The sequence below is a fragment of the Paenibacillus sp. sgz302190 genome (assembly GCF_059820445.1).
Map to the genome: position 1 here is coordinate 1 of NZ_JBZYAO010000068.1, position 17,647 is coordinate 17,647.

Here is a 17,647-nt window from a genome sequence, read left to right on the forward strand (position 1 = left end):
CCTTTTTCGTCGGTGGCGAGGCAGGAGCAGCATCCAGGGCGATGCAAGCTGAAAAGTTGGTGCTGAGTGGCACGAAGTCGGTGCAGGTGACAGAGGTTGCAAGCATAAGCGCAAGATTCGATCAGTTTGTACGATCACTGAGTGAAAAGGGCACCACCCTGGGTAAAAGTTACACGAAGCTGGCTCAGGATATGAATAAGATTTTGGATGCAGAATTTATTAACCCGTTTGCGCCGCAGAAGGCAGGAGTGTTTGGAGGTATACCTGAAACAACAACGCTAAGGGAACTCTTTCAGGAAGCAACGGGGAAAATATCGAATTATATGAAAAGCGAAGGCGATTCAGTCAGCCATGGAAAGGGTGGAGGTGGTTCAGGCTCTAAGGGGACGGGTAATGTAGCTGATGAGGTAAGACCAATTGATCCCANTCAGGAAGCAACGGGGAAAATATCGAATTATATGAAAAGCGAAGGCGATTCAGTCAGCCATGGAAAGGGTGGAGGTGGTTCAGGCTCTAAGGGGACGGGTAATGTAGCTGATGAGGTAAGACCAATTGATCCCAAAACTGGAGAAATAATTTATCATGACTGGATTCCTGCCAGACCTATTGATCTTGAAACTGAACAGTATCTCATTGACAAAGTTGTAGAAGCTAGATCAGGGGTATCTAATAAATATAAAGATAAAGGGAATTTTGCATATGTTAAAGCGGAAATTGAGGGGCTTGATCAGTCAGAATTCTTTGCACATAGTAAAATTGGTGATCCGAACAAAAAAATTCCCGGAACTGAAAAATTTTCTTTAGACCCAGAAAACCCTTCATTTCCTGCTACTAAGGCCGCTTTGGATGAGGGTAAAGGTGATATTATTCTCAGAGATATGGATACTGAATATAAAATCTTGAATGATATTGATAAGAAGCTTGGGGATAATAGAGAAGCGAAGGGTACAATTACTATGTTTACGGAAAAAGATACATGTGGAAGTTGTAATTTGGTTATCAGCAAATTTAAAGAAAAGTATCCTGATATTACAATTGAAATAATTCATAATAACGGAAAATTAATTGAGCCGTGATTTAATACTTGGAGGATAAATGATGAAGAAATCATACGAAGATTATATTGCCGAGTTCTATGAATGTTATGAAGATTACAAAAATGAAGATAAGCTCAGCACGGTAGAAGCAATCGCAAGAACTTTGTACGATTTTGATGGCTTAATGTCTCGTAGTGAAACAGAGAAAGCGATTATACTCACTACTTATGGGCAACTGATAGTTTCCGAACAATTAAGGGTATTGGTTAATACAAGGGACAATCTATTAAAGAAATTAAATCAAATAGATTTTTTATTAATTAAGCAAGAGCAAAAACTCACCACGGAGCAATATGACGATTTACAGTCCAAATACAACGGTGTTTTAGAAAATATTAAAAGAATGCCGATAGATACTTGTCGTATGGCAAGATGGTACTATGAAGAATTGATAGATGAGGTGAATCAATATTTTCTCAGGATTAAAAGTGCTGATATGAATGCGGAAAAAATTACAAATGGTGTGTTAAGTCGGTTTGGACGAGATTGCAAGAATACTCTCAGTGAGAAAATGATTGTGTATACCACTTTAGGGGAGATACTCATAACGCAAAATTACCTAATCCCAGATGAAATCGTTTCAGAAATAAAAAGTTTCGATGTTAACGATACAAAGGATCAACTTCTTCAAGTTGAAAAAGATAAGTTAATAAATCTTATTAATAAAGTATTGGAGAAATCAAACAATAGTTGAAAGTGGGTCCGTAAAATAAACTGTGTAACCTCTCAACTGAGATAAATTTGTTCAATACTGACTCAAATCTATATTTAATGAGGGGTTACCCAATGCCGAATGAACCCATCATTCAAGCAATAACACATATAACTCATGTAATACCCGTATAAAATTTCTTTAAATCGTTTGTACGCACTTCAACGCTCGAATTTTGTAACCTAAATAACGCTATTCCGTTACATTGAACAGGTCGATTATGGTCAGAACAACAGGTGCTAGAAAGGGGCATGGCTTAACAAATGCAGAAGCCGCCGCAAAACATGGTCTAGCCCCAATACTAGATGATGCAGGCAGTGTAGCAACATTGCATCATTCACAGCAAAAAGGAATTGGACCGTTATTCGAGGCATCAACTAGGTATCACAATATTAGTAACGCCAAAAGAGCACCATTGCATCCGTATAAGGGAAAACTTAATCCTTTTTACCCTATGGATGAAGCGACGAGAGAAGCCTTTCAAAAAGTAGATTCAATAAATTATTGGAAACGAAGAGGAATTAACGAATTAGGAGGTAATTAATTTGGCTAATCTTCCTGACGGGCTTGAAGATATTCTTGCGGAAGAAACATATGAACGTCAAAATAAAGGCGAAGTACAAGAGGCGATAAACCGTTTGGGTGTAAATGTATCAGAAACTTTTTTTGAGTTTTATAGTAAATATACTGGATCTTTTTGGGAAGAATTTGTTCCTTTTGAGTTGTTAGATATTGTTGAAGATAATAATACAATAGAATCCTACACCATGATTTCTCGTAAAGAACATGAATTTCCAAAACAGTATCTCGTACTTAGTGAGATGTCAGCCAATGCTGTGCTTGTCCTCGATACTAATACAGATAGAGTGTACAAGGTGAATTTTGAAGGTGGAGATGAGTTGTTAAAGAGAGGTGAGTTGAAAGAAACTTGGTCAAGCTTCTATGATTTTTTAGTTGAATATTTTAACTGCTAAGATTGAGTATCGGTGGGGGCTACCCAGTGCCGAACAAATCTATCATTCAATAAGTAACACATATAACCCATGTAATACCCAAATGAAGATTTCTCCATTTCGGTTGTACCCACATAAGATGCTTTAATTTTACAACCTAAATAACGCTATTCCGTTGCATCGAACAGGTTGATTATGGTCAGTTACCACCATGGAGGCAGGAGCAGCATCCAGGGCCATGCAAGCTGAAAAGTTGGTGCTGAGTGGCACGAAGTCGATGCAGATGACAGAGTTGCAAGTATAAGCGTAAAATCCGATCAGTTTGTACAATTGCTGAGTAAAGAGGGCACTACCCTGGGTAAAAGTTACGCGAAGCTTACCCAGGGAATGAATAAGATTTTGGATGCAGAATTTATTAACCCGTTTGCGCCGCAGAAGGCAGGAGTGTTTGGAAGTATACCTGAAACAACAACGTTAAGAGAACTCTTTCAGGACGCAACGGGGAAAATATCGAATTATATGAAAAGCGAAGGCGATTCAATCAGCCATGGAAAGGGTGGAGGTGGTTCGGGCTCCAAGGGGACGGGTGAAGTTCCTAAAGAAGTTTCCCCAAATGCGAATAAATCTGATATACCTCCGAATAGGGAGAACCCACCTGAGAAGCCTCCAGATAGTGGAAAATATTCGTTAGAAGAGGTGAATAAATTAGCACATCCTTACATTAATGGAATTTATGATTTGGAATATAGAATGAAGGTTGAAGTAAAAGATTATCGAGGGATAGGTACTGGTCAGTATAAGTATATACCCAAAGAAGATAAACCTCCTCATAAAAAAACGATATATGACCCGAATATTATATCTAATGAAGATCTAATAAAATTTGGGAAAGAGGCAATGTCAGATGGAATCAGTAGACGACAGATTGAAAATCTTGAGGCTCAGAATAAAGAAATGATTCGAGGAACTGCAAGCAATGGATTAAAATTTGAGGGAATAAGAAATATAGAAACAGGTGAAATAGAAAATTTTTGGCCTGTTCTACATTTTAGTAGTGGGATGTGATTAAACATTGAGTAATTATACAGAAGAACGCCAAATGTTAAGAAATCTATTTAAGTATCATAATTTAGAGAAAAGTTATATTTCAACCGTTTTAGTACAGTTTGTATTTGAGTATGATTTTGTAGAAATTTTAAAAGGATTTCTGAATGAATATTTAGTGAGAAGAGACACTATTGGTGTAGTATATTCAGATGAATTTGAAATTGGGGATGAGGGTTATTTTGGGGAAAACAAGGTTCTATTTTATTATGGAGTAGATGATAATTGGCATGATATTGTTTCATATAATGAGTTATGTGATTATTTACAAGTAGCATGTGATTTTTTTATGGATAGAAATAAAGAAAAGGCAGAAGAAGCAAACAAATATATAGTTCAAATTAAAAATAAATATGGGGTAGAATAGGTGAGAACTTAAATCAGTGCTTAGAATCTATACATAATTTAATGAAATTCAGAAATCTATTACGATGATAGTTGGCAAACATACCTCACCAAGTGACGAGTAAATCATTTATAGTTTGTATGTACATCAATGCTTGAATTATATATCCTAAATAACGCTTTGGCGTTACATTGAACAGGTTGATTATGGTCAGATACCCACCGTGATTGACCTGTTTTTATAAAGCCATCCTTCACACCACGCACTGCCCATTAAGCGGACGGGCAAGGATGAAACTAGCAAATTCAATAGAAGAATACTTCCATGCCTCACTAACCAGATAAATTTCATTGCAACTAAAGAAAATTGGGGAGCAGACTTTTAGCGTTAGTAAGTTACCCATTCCTAATGAATCTATCATCATATTCCCCATAAGGCGCGCCACGATTCAGGTTATCGGCCCGTTTGTAGCCTTTTTTAGGACTATCTTTGAAGGAGCGACTGGATGACCAGACAAGAAGCGTTGCAGCATTTTTATAACACTTACGTCCAACCCGCTTGCGATGAGCAGTTTGGTGAACTTGAACGCTATTTTAACGCCTGCAAGGATGAGTTGGCTGAGTCGTTCATTCAGTCTTTTCGCGAGATCTGCATCCTCATACATCAGCAACAATCTGCTGGTGAAAAGGGCAAAATCGGGTACATCACGTACTCCATGCGCCGCACTTATGTATTAGAAAAAAAATACGTGCATCCCATTCATGCCTATGACCGGGATTGGTTTTTTGATTGCCGGCCTTGCCGGGCAGTCTACGATTCCAGCTGGATTTTCGGACGGCTGGAGCAAATGGAATCAGAATGGCGGGCGAAAAGCCGGCTTTATATGAACAAAATTTGGGAGACTGACATCGAGCTAATCAAGCTGCAAAAAGCAACTGAAATGACGCGTTATGTCACTCGTCTGGCGCAATATGCGCTGCCGCTGGCTGTACAATTGCCGGAATTTCAACACATTGCGTGCGAAGACGATCTGGAAGTGTATGCAGGCGAACATAAAGGAAGGATGGACTTGATTTATAGAAAGTCCGTCAGTGAAGAGAGCGCGAAGACTTTGTGCTACCGCGAGATTTTGTAATGTACCTCACGGGGGTTGACATATGGACTATTATCTTTTGTCTCAGGATAAACGAATAGCGGACTACGCGGAGCCGATCGGTTTGTCCCCCATTTTTACCCGGAAAAGAATGACCTATTGTGAGCACCTCCTCGCCTTGGAGGAGGATGTTCTGCAATTTGATATACGCGGAGCGGATGAATACCCCGATTATATAGAATGCCCCGTCCCGCTGGTGTCGGATCGCCTCCAAGCAGTGCTGGCCTGTTGCGAAAAACGGATTGTATATAAATTGGTCATTTTAACGGACCCGAAGCGATCCAAACAAACGAAATACTGGTTTGCGGCGCCTGAAGCGATCCCTTGCCTTGCGCCGGAGACGCAGTGGCATCATAACGGCACTGTCAAAAAGCTGATTCTGGACCCGTCCCTGATCGGGCGTTATAAAGCGTTTCAAATTGCCGGTGTGATGGAACCTTATTTTGTCATTGATGAAGATGTCGCTGAGTATGTCTTGAGGTTGGAGCCGCTGGGCGTGCATTTGATACGCATAGAGTTGAACGGTTGAGCCAAGCATCGGAAGGGAGGCGGTCAGGTGAAGCAGTTGGAGCAAACTGTGACTTACGGCAATTTGAAAATCGTAGGTCCTTACCAAATAACAAAATGGTCGGATTTGCAAATAACGAAAACGATCAATACACACGGAAGCATCCGTTTGACGGCTCAAATTTCGGAAGAGCAGCAGAAGAACTATGCGTATATCGCACAAGCCGGAACGGAACTGGCCGTGTACGAAATGAACGGGGACGAGGAGGTGGTGCGTTGTCTTTTCAAAGGCCTTGCGACACGCATTACGGTAACATGCGAGAGCGATAGTTACTTGATGCAAGTGGAAGGTTTATCGTATACGTGTTTGCTGGATAAAACCCCTCAAAGCCGTTCTTTTCAAAACAGTCAAATGACGTATGCCGATGTGGTGAGGAAAGTGATTGTGAGGTACAACGGCTCTCATTGCAGCGATCGGACGAACGGGGAAAAGTTGGGGAGATTGCTGCTGCAGTACGAGGAAACCGACTGGGAGTTTCTGAAAAGGGCGGCTTCCCGCCTGCAAACGGGTTTGGTAGCGGACACGACTGCTGACAAGCCCCGATTTAGTTTGGGCATCACTCGGGGAGTAACGGCCGGCGAGCTGGAAGGTATTAATTTTACGGCAAGCCAGCATCCTGCGTGGCGAGGTTTGACGATCTATGAAGTGGAGGAAACCCGGTATCTGGATATTGGCGATGAGGTCAAGTTCCTGAATCAGCCGCTCATAGTGACGCGATCAATCGCAACCATGAAGAAAGGCTTCCTGAAATATGACTATATCCTCATGCCCGAAGCGGGATTAACCTGTAAAATCGTGGATAATTGCCAGCTGATTGGCGGCTCTATCGAAGGCAGAGTCATTGATGTCAGGGGAGAGCATGTCAGACTTCACTTGAGTGTGGACAAAGTCGAGCAGCCGAGGGAGGAAGCCGTATGGTTCACGTATTCGACGTATTATACGGGAGGCGGAACCATAGGCTGGCACTGCATGCCCGAGCTTGGCGATGCCGTGAACTTATATTTTCCCGGATCGAAGGAGGAAGAGGCGGTCGTTAAGCATTCTATCCGGCAGCGGCCGCGGAAAGGCAGCGGCGACAGGATCAGCGATCCGGATACGAAGTACTTCAGCACCCGGACGAAGAAGGAGATGCGTTTCGGCAACGAAGCCATGGCCCTTTCGACGAACGACGATGCGATGCTCGTCCGATTGGATCAAGCAACGGGTGTAGAGATCGCCAGTCAGGGAAATATCACGTTCAACGCGGACGTGGACTTGGTCATGTATGGAGGCAACGTTCGCATATCGGCAGCGAACGAAATCAACGGGAACAGCAGGTCCAGCTACCTTCGCTTGGACGGAGGGTGGGGAGAAAGCCATTACAAAGCGTCGCCCGTTCGATTGCTGCTGCTATCCCAAGCGGAGTATCAAGCCTATTTGTCGCTGGAAGATGAGATGAATAAGGGAGAAATATATCCTCCATGGGCTAAGCCTCTCTTGCGGCAGTATAAAATCGCGTACTACCAGGCACAGGCGGAAGGGGATCAGGCCGGTATGAATGCGGCGGAAGAGAAGGCGCGGGGCGTTCGCGAAAAGTTGGCCGAGGTCAACGGCATGCCTGAGTGGGCGCGCAAGCAAATGAACGATTTCACGGACAAGTGGTACGCGGCGGACGCAGAGGGGAAAGAAGCAGACAAAGATTACTATCGGGGGTTAGCCAACTCCCTGCGGGACAAAGTCAAGTACATCGGCATGATGCGCGATTACACGGCAGAATCCTACAAGGGCGCGAATCGGCTGGAAGAGCTGTCGGATCAATATTGGATGTTAAAGAACAGCTTGATGAAGGACCCGGAAACGGAACGGCAGTTGGAAGAATTCGTTCAAGAAGCCGACCGAATCAGAGATCAATACGGCATGAGCGACCGCGGCGCAAGGGAAAATCTGAACAAGCTGGCGACGATGTATCCGAATGATTTCAAATACAACCTGCCGGTCAATGAGGACAAGTATGACAGCGAGTTGAACGAGAGCCTGTATGACTTTGCAGTGAAGTATGGTTTGGTCGGAACGTACACTTCGCTGGAGCTTTTGAAAATGCATGTGCATCAGGTAGCGAACGGCATTGCGCCCTGGCCGAAGAAGGCGGAGGAGCGGAAGGAAGCAAAGAGTTCCGATAGCTTGGCGAATCAAGGAACGGGGAGCGGCGTTAGTGAGCCAAAGCACTGGAGAGAGAAAGTGGTTGAAGAGGCGAAAAGTTGGGAAGGGCAAATACCTTATGTTCTAACTGCGTTAGCTCATACTCAAAAATTAGATCATGAAAACCCCCCGCCATATCTTGATTGTTCAGCCTTTTCATCATCCGTTTATATGACTGTTTTTGGTTCGAATTTAGATATTGGAAGAGATACATTAGCTCAGATAACTAGAGGCAGTGAGGAAAGCAAAGTCAAAGATCAGGTAAAGCAAGGTGATTTTAGTGGCCTTAAAGTAGGAGATCTGATTTTTTTTGATTGGTTTAATAAAGGGAGACCTGTTCATGTAGGGATTTATGTTGGAGACGATTACTTCATTAGTGAACGGGGAGATAACGAGAGTGTTACAAACATAGACCCCAATCAACACGTAAAGAAAGACAAATTGAATGCAAACTGGGGCGATGGATATGGTTTTATCAACACAAAGGTCTGCGCTGTAAACAGAATCATTCAAGATGATGGAACGATCTTAAATCAACGAAATGCAGGTAAGGTTCCTTTGTCCGGTTTTGATAATAATTAAACTAAAAGATATGTTTAGGCGGCATTAAGGTTAATTTAATGGAGAGTGGTCGTGGGTGGCTATTAAAAAATGGCAGTATATATTATTTATTGGAGTGGCAGTAGCTGCCCTGATCCTTATTTTTACTTTATATGAATTTAAAAATGCCGGAATAGAGCATCGTGCCACTGTACTGGTCCAGAGCCCGAGTCCGGATGGAAATGATAAGCAGATATCAGAGAAAAGTGACATAACACCTGCCGATAAACAAGAAACGAACTCGCAGGCAACAACGCTTAACTATAAAAACATGAAATATGCTTATTCTATCGATTTCCCTGATGATTGGAAAGGTAAGTTTACTCTTATTGAAGATGATCAAAGGACTATTTTTTATTATTTACCTATAAATAAATCGTTAGAAAAAGAATTTTTATTTGGGATATCACGGTGGGGCACAGAAAAAGAATGGAATGAGTGGTCGAGTACAACGGGGAAAGATGGAGGATACCCGTTTAGGAAAATAGGAGTAATCGACAATTATGTATTTGTTGTAGAATCACCTACAGGGTTTCCATATGATATTCAAATTGCAGAAAAAAAAGATGACGCAGAACAGTTTGAAAAGATGATTCGTGAAAAAAGCAATATCATGAAAACATTTAAAAAGATAAGCATCACAAATGAAAATCCGATAAAAGGTTCTCACGCAGCTGAATGAATCGATCCCCGAACTATTTAAGTCGGGAACATGTACTCAATGGCGGATACTATTTTCCTCTACTTGGTAATATCCGATTATTCGTATATTTACTCGCAAACCGACGAGTATAGCAAGGCAACCGTTAACTAAATTTTGGAAATAACGCCAAACCTCAAAGGAGCGATCCGAAATGAGCCATAATATGCCAGTCATCAGATATAACGGAGAAGAGCTCGTGATATATGAGATCAAAACCATAAAAATTGTGAAACACATGAACCGGCACGCCAGAGCGTATTTTAGCGGAACGTTAACGTTGGAGAACAAAGACAAGTTCGTTAACAACATAAATTCGGAAAGCTTGCTGGAAATCGGTTATTACGAAGCGGGTGCGAGTGTTGAAAGCAATGAGAACAAGTCCCCTATGCTGTTTTCAGGTACGATCAGCAAGCTGAGCGTTCGAGCCTCGCAGAATAATTATACCCTTACGGTATCTGCGGTGTCGCTTAGCTATCAATTGGATATTAAGCCTCGAAGCTGTTCGTTCCAAAATCTCAAGATGACGTACGCGGATTTGTTCCAAAGCGTGCTGGATAACTATAAGAAAGATAGAGATTCGCATCAAGCTCATTATGCGGATGTCGGACACAGCGACAATCTGGAGGGGCAGTGCCTGGAAGAACTTGCTTTGCAATATCACGAAACCGACTGGGCGTTTCTGAAGCGGATGGCTTCCCGATTGGGGGTGGGCTTAATTGTCGGGGCGACCCTGGACAAGCCTTATGTTCATTTTGGCTTGCCGCTGGCCGATTGCATCGACGGAGAGATGACAGCGCATGACTACTCCGTCACCAGAAAGCTGGGCCATTTCAATAACAAAGACGAGGAAGAAAATTTGCTCTACCATAAGGTTCGTACGACGGAAGTGAAGGAGTTTTATACACCTGGAAAAAAAATAAAGCTGATGCTACCGGAATGGGATTTGGATCTTTATGTCTACCAATCGGTCACTACTTTCGAAAGCGACTGGACGCATGATTGCGTGCTGACAAGCAAAAGCGGATTGCTGCAGAAGCGATCGACCAATAAGAGCCTGCAAGGCGTGTCTTTGAAAGGGCGAGTCCTGGAGCTAAAGGAAGACCAGGTAAAGGTGCATTTTGACATGGATGAAACGAAGAAGCCGGAACCGGACAAAATGACCTGGTTTCCTCATGCCACAATGTATACGTCGGAAGGGAATACGGGCTGGTATTGTATGCCGGAAATCGGCGATTCCGTCCATATATATTTTCCGACGGGTGATGAGAAGGATGGTATCGTGACGCATTCCGTACGTATGAAAAATGCCGGAGGGGATATGATCGCCGACCCCGCAGTGAAAATTTTCATGACCAAGTACCGGAAAGCGATCATTTTCGAGAAAAATGAAATCATGATTACCGGCAACGACAATGAGATGCTGATTCGTTTGATTGATGAAAAGGGCATTGAAATCCGCAGCACGAAGGATATTCGGGTCAAGGCTGACGGCGATCTGATTCTGAACGCGGGCAATACGGTGCAAATTACGGCGAAAGAAACGATCGGGATCGCCAGCAAAACAAGCGTGATCGAGATGGACGGGGAAACCCTCATACGCGGAACCAAGGTGAAAATGAACTAGGCGGGAGGGAGAGCCATGACCAAGGCAACGACAGGAGCGCAGGTGCGGGAACAAAAACCAACGATCGCGCAGCGGATTGCCGATATAAAAAGAGAGCTGAACGCCGGAAAGACGCCGCTGATCGTCACCCATGAGGAGGCGTCGGATGCAGGGGGCGGGGTGAGCGAACGAAGTTATGTAGTGGAAGGGGCTGTGTTGTCCTGCACCTGTGGCAGTGGCACCAGCCAGTTGAAAGCACCTGCGAACCGACAGGTATTCATTAACGACAAAGCTCAGTTAAACGTGGCCGATTCCAAGCCTCATCAGAATGTGCTGTCTTTTGGCAATTGCTCGAGTCTGGATAATCCGACCGTAGCCGAAGCGACCAAAGCCAATAACGGCCGGTTACGACCGATGCCTTGTTCACCGATGATCGCGATGGTATGGGCAGGGGGAGAGCAAACGGAGGTTTGGGTTGAACAGGATCAAGCCTTGTTAAGCTGTTGTATAGTAACCTGCATGTATAAGGGCATGATCCGCATAACCGACGATGGCCAAGGACAGACGGTAAACCCGGCGTCGGCACAAGAACAAGCGGAAGCGACGCTATTGCTGAATATGGCCGCCAATGAAATGCTGTTGAATTTGAAAAAAGAATGGAAAAACCCCAGGGACAAAGCGGAGGCACAGGCTGAAGAAATTCGAAAAAAAATGGGAACCGTGACGCTGGAGGATGATCTGAAGGATGTAGAGCGGTTGGTTGGCAATGACAAGATTTTGGAAGCGAAGAAGCTGTATGCCAAGGGAAACATAGTGGAAGCGAAGGAACTGGCGCGCATCGGCCGCAGCATGGGTGGTACGATTAGGCTGGATGATGATTTGGAGACGGCTCAGCGAATGGTAGCCAATGAATACCTGTATATGGCCAAATGCAAATGGGAGGAAGCGGACAAAGCAGGGGATAAGGATAAGAAAGCACAGGCGGTGGAATTAGCGCAAGCAGCCCTCAAGCTCGGAGGAACGATCACCGAGGATCACAGTCTTGAAGAAGCCAAGCGGATCGTTGCCTACGAACGGAGCCGGGTTGATTCGAAATACGCCAACAACCAGGGAAGGGCTTGGAACGGATTTTACGATATAAACGAATGGGAGAATGAGGCGCAGTATTTGTACCTGTTGACAAAGCAGGGAGATAACAAATGGGCAAACGACCGGCTGTTTTTTGTAGATAGTATCCTATATGGAAACCGTAAGGAAGCAGAATGGGGTTATGCGGAGTTTAAGCGGGGGAGTGAGGTGAGTCAAGATAGAAGCAACAACAAAATAATAGATCCTGAAATCCTCTCTACAAATGATTTGTCCTTACAACCAGTAAATCAAAATGATTTTAATAAACAGGGTTGTGCGATTGCATCAGTAACAATGGTTTTGAATTATTATGGAGCACAGACCAACTATCGCGAAGTTGAAAAATATGTTGATAGTATGGAAAAGAAAAAATATAATTTAAAGTTTGCGGAGGTTGCTTCATCATTTGGTTTTAGTTATTCAAGGATCGATTGCTCGGAGAAAAATATATTTAGTGTAGTAAAAAATTATATAGATCAGAGAGTACCTGCGATCATTCATCTTAATCTGCCCGATGAATTAACACACTTTGTTGTGGCTGTTGGTTATTCCGGAATCCCAACAAATGCATCTGAGATTCACATCATTGATCCTTACGATGGAGTGCGAACGACGTTAGATCATGCGCAGTACTATGGGCGAGCCCCAATCTCAAATTATAGAATCATGAAAAAGAAAGATTAGTATGAGAGGAGGGGAAATGTGCAGATCAAACATATCTTGCTAATATTTATGGGATTGCTCTTACTAAGCCCTTATGAATCCGTGCAAGGTTTACAAAGTGAAGTGAGCCAACAAGGCGAATCTATGAATATAAGCAGTCATGCGATTAGGCCGCTCGAAGAGAAAGAGGCTGTCGAACTTTATGTACAAGCTCATTCTGCATTTTTAGGATTCTGGTATGGCGATAATGGATGCAGGGATCAGCAAGGGAACGAGTCTGTGATTGTCAAAGGGAAATATTACAGTTATTTTTGTAGCGATATGAATAGTATCGAAAAAATAAAAGCAAAGCTTGGGCAAGTTTTCACGGATCAAATGGTTGGGGAGTTAATCGAATCACACGGTGTGACCATGGTAAATGATAGACTCGCATTCGAAGAAAGCGATATAGGAAGAATGGGTGATTGGAAACGTACGACTGCAGCATTAGTGGCAGATGTTAGAGATAGAAGAATTTTTACTTTTTTGACGCCAATGTTTGAAGAACCGGATGGTTCTGGATCTTCGAATATTATTGAATGCGTCTATGAGAGGGGCACATGGAAATTAAATGTGATCCCATAATTGAATAGCGGGATTGGAGAGGATCTATTGAAAATAGTTGTTATGAGTTTGTTGTTAATATTATTAGGAGCCTGCACGAACGTATCTGATCATCCTGTCTTATCACCTTCCCAGGAAACCATGTCAACCAACGTGCCGCAATTAAATGAGAAGGATCAGACGGAGAATAACGAAAGTATTGTTGTTTCCAGATCTGATCAGGAAATTGAAGTCAGGGATCATAAAGAAGGATCCTTTGTATCCAATTTTTACAATTTCCGCGAATTTGAAGTCATGATCGAAGAAGCCGTTCCTAATCAATTGCAGAACGTAAAGCTTAAACAAGAAGAGTTAGAGAAGGTAAACGCCAGTTGCTTTGCAGGCAATTACTATTCTGAGGGTACGATAGCATTAGGTTTATGTCGATATAAGGATAAGCCGATTCTGCTTTTGATGAAATTATCACAGGAGACTGAGAAAATACCAACTGATCATATCATGTACTATAAATTGCCTGAAGATTTAAGTGATCGCAGCCAACTCATGAGAGTTTCGGGGGCAAAATTTCAAATCATAGATCCCGCGAATCAATACTTTTTGGATATATGGTTTGATGGTCAAAGTAGGACAGATGCTCCCATGGGCTATGTATACAAATCTGCTTTATACAAAGTAAGGCCTTCTACTCCGCTCGAACAATATCATCTATTGTTAGGTTACATCGATCGGGCAAAGAATCCTTTTGCAATGGTTAGAGATGACGCCAACAATGTATACTTACTAGGCATGAGCCGGGCTTTCAGCGAAAAGCATATTCAATTTATAGGTAATTATGGGCAATGGTTAAATATTTCGGGGTACAGCAAGACCATAAATCAGGATACTAAGGCACAAAAAGAACTCGTATATTTGTTTCAAATTGACCAACAAAAGCAATTATTGCGAAAAATTAGTCTTTCAGAGAATAAGGTTATTTATGAGAGGCATATTTCCAGCTTTGGAATTGAAGGCACCATTAGAAAAATAGTGAAAAATTCCAATGGCCAGTTTCTGCATCTCCTTGCCAAGCAGAAAGACAGGTACGTCTTATACACCATCAAAGAGGAAGATTGGTCTCATTTTAATAGTGTGGAATTAACAGGTAATGTAGATGACCTTTGGGTTTATGAAAGTAAGGGGCACACAAACAGAGTGATTTTATTCCAACCCTATAACAAAGTCCCGTTTATTCTGAATGGAGGAGTGAAGTAGATGATCAAATGGAAAGAACCGAAGTTTGAAGATAGTCCCATGCTAAAAAAATTGGCCGCGGCGAACGCTCGTAGAAAAGCGGAAGAGTACGATTATGAGGAAGAGCAGAAGGAACTAGGCATCACTTACCCGGATTGGGCGAAGGAATGGATCAAGAAATACAAGGAAGCTTGGTATATCGCTGAAGCAAGCGGAGATCAGGTAAGTATGAATCAGGCAAGGGCATTGGCTAACGGCCTTAGAGAGAAACTGAAACAGATGGCCGAAATGCCGGAATGGGCACAGCAACAAATGCAGAAAGAGACGCAGCGGTGGATGGAAGCGAACGAGGTAGGAAATGTAAAGGTCATGCGGGCAGCAGGTGAAGCGGGACAGGGAATCCGGGACAAGTTGATAGAAATAGATAGAATCAAGCAAAAGTCTCCGGAAGATGCGAAAACGTTGAACGATTTAACGGCGAAGTGGTATGCCGCGAATGATAAATGGATCGTAGAAGGAAAGGATTTCAGCCAGATGGCTGAGAGAGAGGCTATTATTAAGTCGGCGAAAATGCAGTATAGCAAGGACGCTAAGGATATAATAACGAAAAATACGACGCCTCAGAAACAAGAATTTGCTTCGGAAAATCAGATTAAGCAAACACAACAAGCACAGCATGCTGACATTGCAAGTAAAGGCGAAAGTATTGGCGAAACACTCTACGGTAATGTGGATGTTTCTGGAGTGGGAAATAAGGTAGAATCAAAAAACGATTTAATGAATCTTGAAGAAAAAGATATACTAGCACGAACAATTTTTGGAGAATGTTGCAGCGGTGAAACCGATTTTGGTCAGGAATCTGTTGCGTGGACTATTATTAATAGAAAGATGTCAGGAACACAAACATACAAAGAAGTAGTTTTAGCACCGGGACAATACGCAGCTGTAACGGGGGGAGCCGTTGATACTAATTTAGCGAGAGATCCACTTAAAAAATCTGGAAATTTGAATGCATGGAAAAAAGCAGTTTTTATCGCAAGCTTAATAATAGATGGAAGAACGAATGAAATTCCTAATAAAATTGGTGCAGGAATGTACTTTAGAACTTCTAGTTGGTTTAATCCTGTTCCTGACCCTAAGCATGTTCGAATCTTAGATAATGGTCAGGTTCAGTTATTAGCAGATGGAAAGTGGAATAGCATTAAAGATATTAAGACTTTTGGTGATAACACCTATTTTAATTATGATAGTCAACGAATTTAATTTCGAACTTCAAATTCGGGGTGCAGAATGAAAAGAGTATGCAAAATTATCTTTATCATTTTCTCAGGGGTAGCAATTTTAATAATAAATGCGGCATGTAATAAGAATATTACTTCCCCCGTCATGACAGAAAATGATTCACAAAAACAAACTAATCGAGAGTCTATTTCGCAAGACAGTAACGTTCAAGAAAGTGATCCGTTTTTGGAAGTTATTCGTACAGCTATTAATGACGATATTTGGTATAAAGGGAAATATTCGTACTTTAGTGCTTTTGAAAATCAGATTACTCCAATTTCCATATATCAAAGTTCCGTAGGCAATAAGGATATGATGGTTTTATTCGAACAGCCTACAACAACTAAAGTTTATGTGGCAGTAGAATTTTGGTCATCCAAGAAAGGCTACACTAATGAAATCACTAATTTCAGATTAGCTCCAAACACAGAGCAACTTAAATCTCTCGTTGAGAAAGAAAAGTACCAGTTAGTAAAAACCACTCAATTAAAGATAAAAAATGCTTATCAACCTGAATACCCGGCTTTGACTTCTGAGAGAAAAAGGGTTATTGAAGCCATCGAACGGTCAATCGTGGATGAGCTAAAGGACGATAGTATATACCCTAAAGGTGTATACAAGTATTACATTCGAAATTATCGGGATATAGATTATGAAACGAAAGTGGTAATTGAAGGGAATGGGATAACATGGAAAATCAATGCAAGTGTAGAGAGCAGCACCCAGAGTGGTCTAGTGGGTAAACTGTATGAGATCAATAATTCCGAAGCAGAGTTATATGAGATAAATCAATTTAAAAAGGCAGCTGTTGCAACTAAAGAAATTAGTAACAAATAAGAATATAATAGTAAAATTAGAAAATAATGTCATTTAAAGAAGGTAGACTGTAACCAATATCCGTAGAAGCGAGAATGAGAAGTTGAGTATGTACGAACCATAAGAAAATACTAGTTTCATATTGCTACTTTGTTTTTTGATTGTATTCAGTTCATGCAATGTATCAAATAAAACCAAGGACAAAGGGGGGATTTTGAGAAAACAGGCAGCGGATTCAAACTTCGAGTTCTTATGGAACTCTAATAACTAAGTCCCTTTTAGGGAGGTCGAATTTGTACTCATATTTTTTAAAACAGGAGGCAGTACAATGAATGTGTTTTTGGTAGCCAAGGTTGCATGCTTCGTAGCCGGACGCCCGTTTTAAGAAAGCGCGAAGAACTGGTGCTAAAGCTTAGTCGGGGCATTTAGCTGTTCAGTTATTTAGGGCTGTGTCTCGGTATCAGTGTATTGGTCATGCAGATGTTGGTGGAGAACGAACCGGAAGATGCGGCGTTCATGCTGCTGATCGGGGTCATATGTACGGCGCTTTACTTTATTTTGACCGTACATGTCACTTTTCCTAAGGTTATCGTCTCGGAAAAGGCGCTGAATGCCTATCGTTGATACGGTGTACGAACCACAGAACTGCAAGAGATTGCGGAAGTGGGCTACAGCCGTTTCTTCGGAGGGCGGTTTATTGTGAAGGGCGCCGGAAGAAGCCTGGCTGCGCCTGTCGATCTCGTAGACATGGAAGAGGCGATTGCGCTGCTGCGCGAAAGGATAGGTACGGATGCGTGCCAGCAAGCTACAGCATTTTTTGAAAAGCGCAAGCGGCAGTTGATTCGAAGGGGCTGGAAACCGCCCGGGGAAGGAGTATGATGTATGGAATATACCGACGAGAAAATACTG

18 protein-coding genes are annotated in these 17,647 nt (G+C 42.4%); all 18 read left to right on the forward strand.

The window, feature by feature from the left end; genetic code table 11:
• The first annotated feature begins 458 nt into the window (after positions 1–458).
• Positions 459–1,076: a deaminase domain-containing protein gene (locus AC6RNO_RS35705; protein ID WP_497108350.1), complete on the forward strand. Its 618-nt coding sequence runs from the start codon at positions 459–461 to the stop codon at positions 1,074–1,076.
• A gap of 19 nt (positions 1,077–1,095) precedes the next feature.
• A complete protein-coding gene (locus AC6RNO_RS35710) occupies positions 1,096–1,791 on the forward strand; it encodes an Imm3 family immunity protein (RefSeq protein WP_497108339.1) in 696 nt (231 codons plus the stop codon).
• 238 nt (positions 1,792–2,029) lie between these two features.
• Positions 2,030–2,353 (forward strand): HNH/ENDO VII family nuclease, encoded by a 324-nt coding sequence (locus AC6RNO_RS35715; RefSeq protein WP_497108340.1) that lies wholly within the window; start codon positions 2,030–2,032, stop codon positions 2,351–2,353.
• Between the two features lies 1 nt (position 2,354).
• A complete protein-coding gene (locus AC6RNO_RS35720; protein ID WP_497108341.1) occupies positions 2,355–2,783 on the forward strand; it encodes an SMI1/KNR4 family protein in 429 nt (142 codons plus the stop codon).
• Positions 2,784–3,149: 366 nt separating this feature from the next.
• Positions 3,150–3,827 (forward strand): EndoU domain-containing protein, encoded by a 678-nt coding sequence (locus tag AC6RNO_RS35725; protein ID WP_497108342.1) that lies wholly within the window; start codon positions 3,150–3,152, stop codon positions 3,825–3,827.
• 7 nt (positions 3,828–3,834) lie between these two features.
• Positions 3,835–4,233, forward strand: a complete 399-nt coding sequence (cdiI, locus tag AC6RNO_RS35730; protein WP_497108343.1) for a ribonuclease toxin immunity protein CdiI — start codon at positions 3,835–3,837, stop codon at positions 4,231–4,233.
• Between the two features lie 484 nt (positions 4,234–4,717).
• Positions 4,718–5,347: a hypothetical protein gene (locus AC6RNO_RS35735; protein WP_497108344.1), complete on the forward strand. Its 630-nt coding sequence runs from the start codon at positions 4,718–4,720 to the stop codon at positions 5,345–5,347.
• A 22-nt stretch (positions 5,348–5,369) separates the two neighbouring features.
• Positions 5,370–5,894, forward strand: a complete 525-nt coding sequence (locus tag AC6RNO_RS35740; protein WP_497108345.1) for a hypothetical protein — start codon at positions 5,370–5,372, stop codon at positions 5,892–5,894.
• A 27-nt stretch (positions 5,895–5,921) separates the two neighbouring features.
• Complete coding sequence (locus AC6RNO_RS35745; protein WP_497108346.1) at positions 5,922–8,693, forward strand: NlpC/P60 family protein; 2,772 nt, start codon at positions 5,922–5,924, stop codon at positions 8,691–8,693.
• 55 nt (positions 8,694–8,748) lie between these two features.
• Positions 8,749–9,393 (forward strand): hypothetical protein, encoded by a 645-nt coding sequence (locus AC6RNO_RS35750; RefSeq protein ID WP_474683647.1) that lies wholly within the window; start codon positions 8,749–8,751, stop codon positions 9,391–9,393.
• A gap of 172 nt (positions 9,394–9,565) precedes the next feature.
• Positions 9,566–11,038: a phage baseplate assembly protein V gene (locus AC6RNO_RS35755; RefSeq protein ID WP_497108347.1), complete on the forward strand. Its 1,473-nt coding sequence runs from the start codon at positions 9,566–9,568 to the stop codon at positions 11,036–11,038.
• Between the two features lie 15 nt (positions 11,039–11,053).
• A complete protein-coding gene (locus AC6RNO_RS35760) occupies positions 11,054–12,829 on the forward strand; it encodes a PAAR-like protein (RefSeq protein WP_497108348.1) in 1,776 nt (591 codons plus the stop codon).
• A gap of 18 nt (positions 12,830–12,847) precedes the next feature.
• Positions 12,848–13,432: a DL-endopeptidase inhibitor IseA family protein gene (locus AC6RNO_RS35765; RefSeq protein ID WP_488437535.1), complete on the forward strand. Its 585-nt coding sequence runs from the start codon at positions 12,848–12,850 to the stop codon at positions 13,430–13,432.
• A 27-nt stretch (positions 13,433–13,459) separates the two neighbouring features.
• Positions 13,460–14,662 (forward strand): hypothetical protein, encoded by a 1,203-nt coding sequence (locus AC6RNO_RS35770; RefSeq protein ID WP_488437536.1) that lies wholly within the window; start codon positions 13,460–13,462, stop codon positions 14,660–14,662.
• Positions 14,663–15,904 carry a hypothetical protein gene (locus tag AC6RNO_RS35775; protein ID WP_497108349.1) on the forward strand — a complete coding sequence of 414 codons (1,242 nt, stop codon included), beginning with the start codon at positions 14,663–14,665 and terminating at the stop codon, positions 15,902–15,904.
• A gap of 27 nt (positions 15,905–15,931) precedes the next feature.
• Complete coding sequence (locus tag AC6RNO_RS35780; RefSeq protein WP_474683655.1) at positions 15,932–16,759, forward strand: hypothetical protein; 828 nt, start codon at positions 15,932–15,934, stop codon at positions 16,757–16,759.
• 453 nt (positions 16,760–17,212) lie between these two features.
• Positions 17,213–17,362 (forward strand): hypothetical protein, encoded by a 150-nt coding sequence (locus AC6RNO_RS35785; protein WP_474683656.1) that lies wholly within the window; start codon positions 17,213–17,215, stop codon positions 17,360–17,362.
• Between the two features lie 39 nt (positions 17,363–17,401).
• A complete protein-coding gene (locus AC6RNO_RS35790) occupies positions 17,402–17,617 on the forward strand; it encodes a hypothetical protein (protein WP_488437538.1) in 216 nt (71 codons plus the stop codon).
• Positions 17,618–17,647: the final 30 nt, after the last annotated feature.

Excerpts from the sequence above, each read along its gene's own strand:
- AC6RNO_RS35735 (WP_497108344.1), top strand. The coding sequence starts at position 4,718 with ATGACCAGACAAGAAGCGTTGCAGCATTTTTATAACACTTACGTCCAA.
- AC6RNO_RS35760 (WP_497108348.1), top strand. The coding sequence starts at position 11,054 with ATGACCAAGGCAACGACAGGAGCGCAGGTGCGGGAACAAAAACCAACG.
- AC6RNO_RS35740 (WP_497108345.1), top strand. The coding sequence starts at position 5,370 with ATGGACTATTATCTTTTGTCTCAGGATAAACGAATAGCGGACTACGCG.
- AC6RNO_RS35755 (WP_497108347.1), top strand. The coding sequence starts at position 9,566 with ATGAGCCATAATATGCCAGTCATCAGATATAACGGAGAAGAGCTCGTG.
- AC6RNO_RS35705 (WP_497108350.1), top strand. The coding sequence starts at position 459 with ATGAAAAGCGAAGGCGATTCAGTCAGCCATGGAAAGGGTGGAGGTGGT.
- AC6RNO_RS35725 (WP_497108342.1), top strand. The coding sequence starts at position 3,150 with ATGAATAAGATTTTGGATGCAGAATTTATTAACCCGTTTGCGCCGCAG.
- AC6RNO_RS35780 (WP_474683655.1), top strand. The coding sequence starts at position 15,932 with ATGAAAAGAGTATGCAAAATTATCTTTATCATTTTCTCAGGGGTAGCA.
- AC6RNO_RS35710 (WP_497108339.1), top strand. The coding sequence starts at position 1,096 with ATGATGAAGAAATCATACGAAGATTATATTGCCGAGTTCTATGAATGT.
- AC6RNO_RS35715 (WP_497108340.1), top strand. The coding sequence starts at position 2,030 with ATGGTCAGAACAACAGGTGCTAGAAAGGGGCATGGCTTAACAAATGCA.
- AC6RNO_RS35785 (WP_474683656.1), top strand. The coding sequence starts at position 17,213 with ATGCAGATGTTGGTGGAGAACGAACCGGAAGATGCGGCGTTCATGCTG.
- AC6RNO_RS35775 (WP_497108349.1), top strand. The coding sequence starts at position 14,663 with ATGATCAAATGGAAAGAACCGAAGTTTGAAGATAGTCCCATGCTAAAA.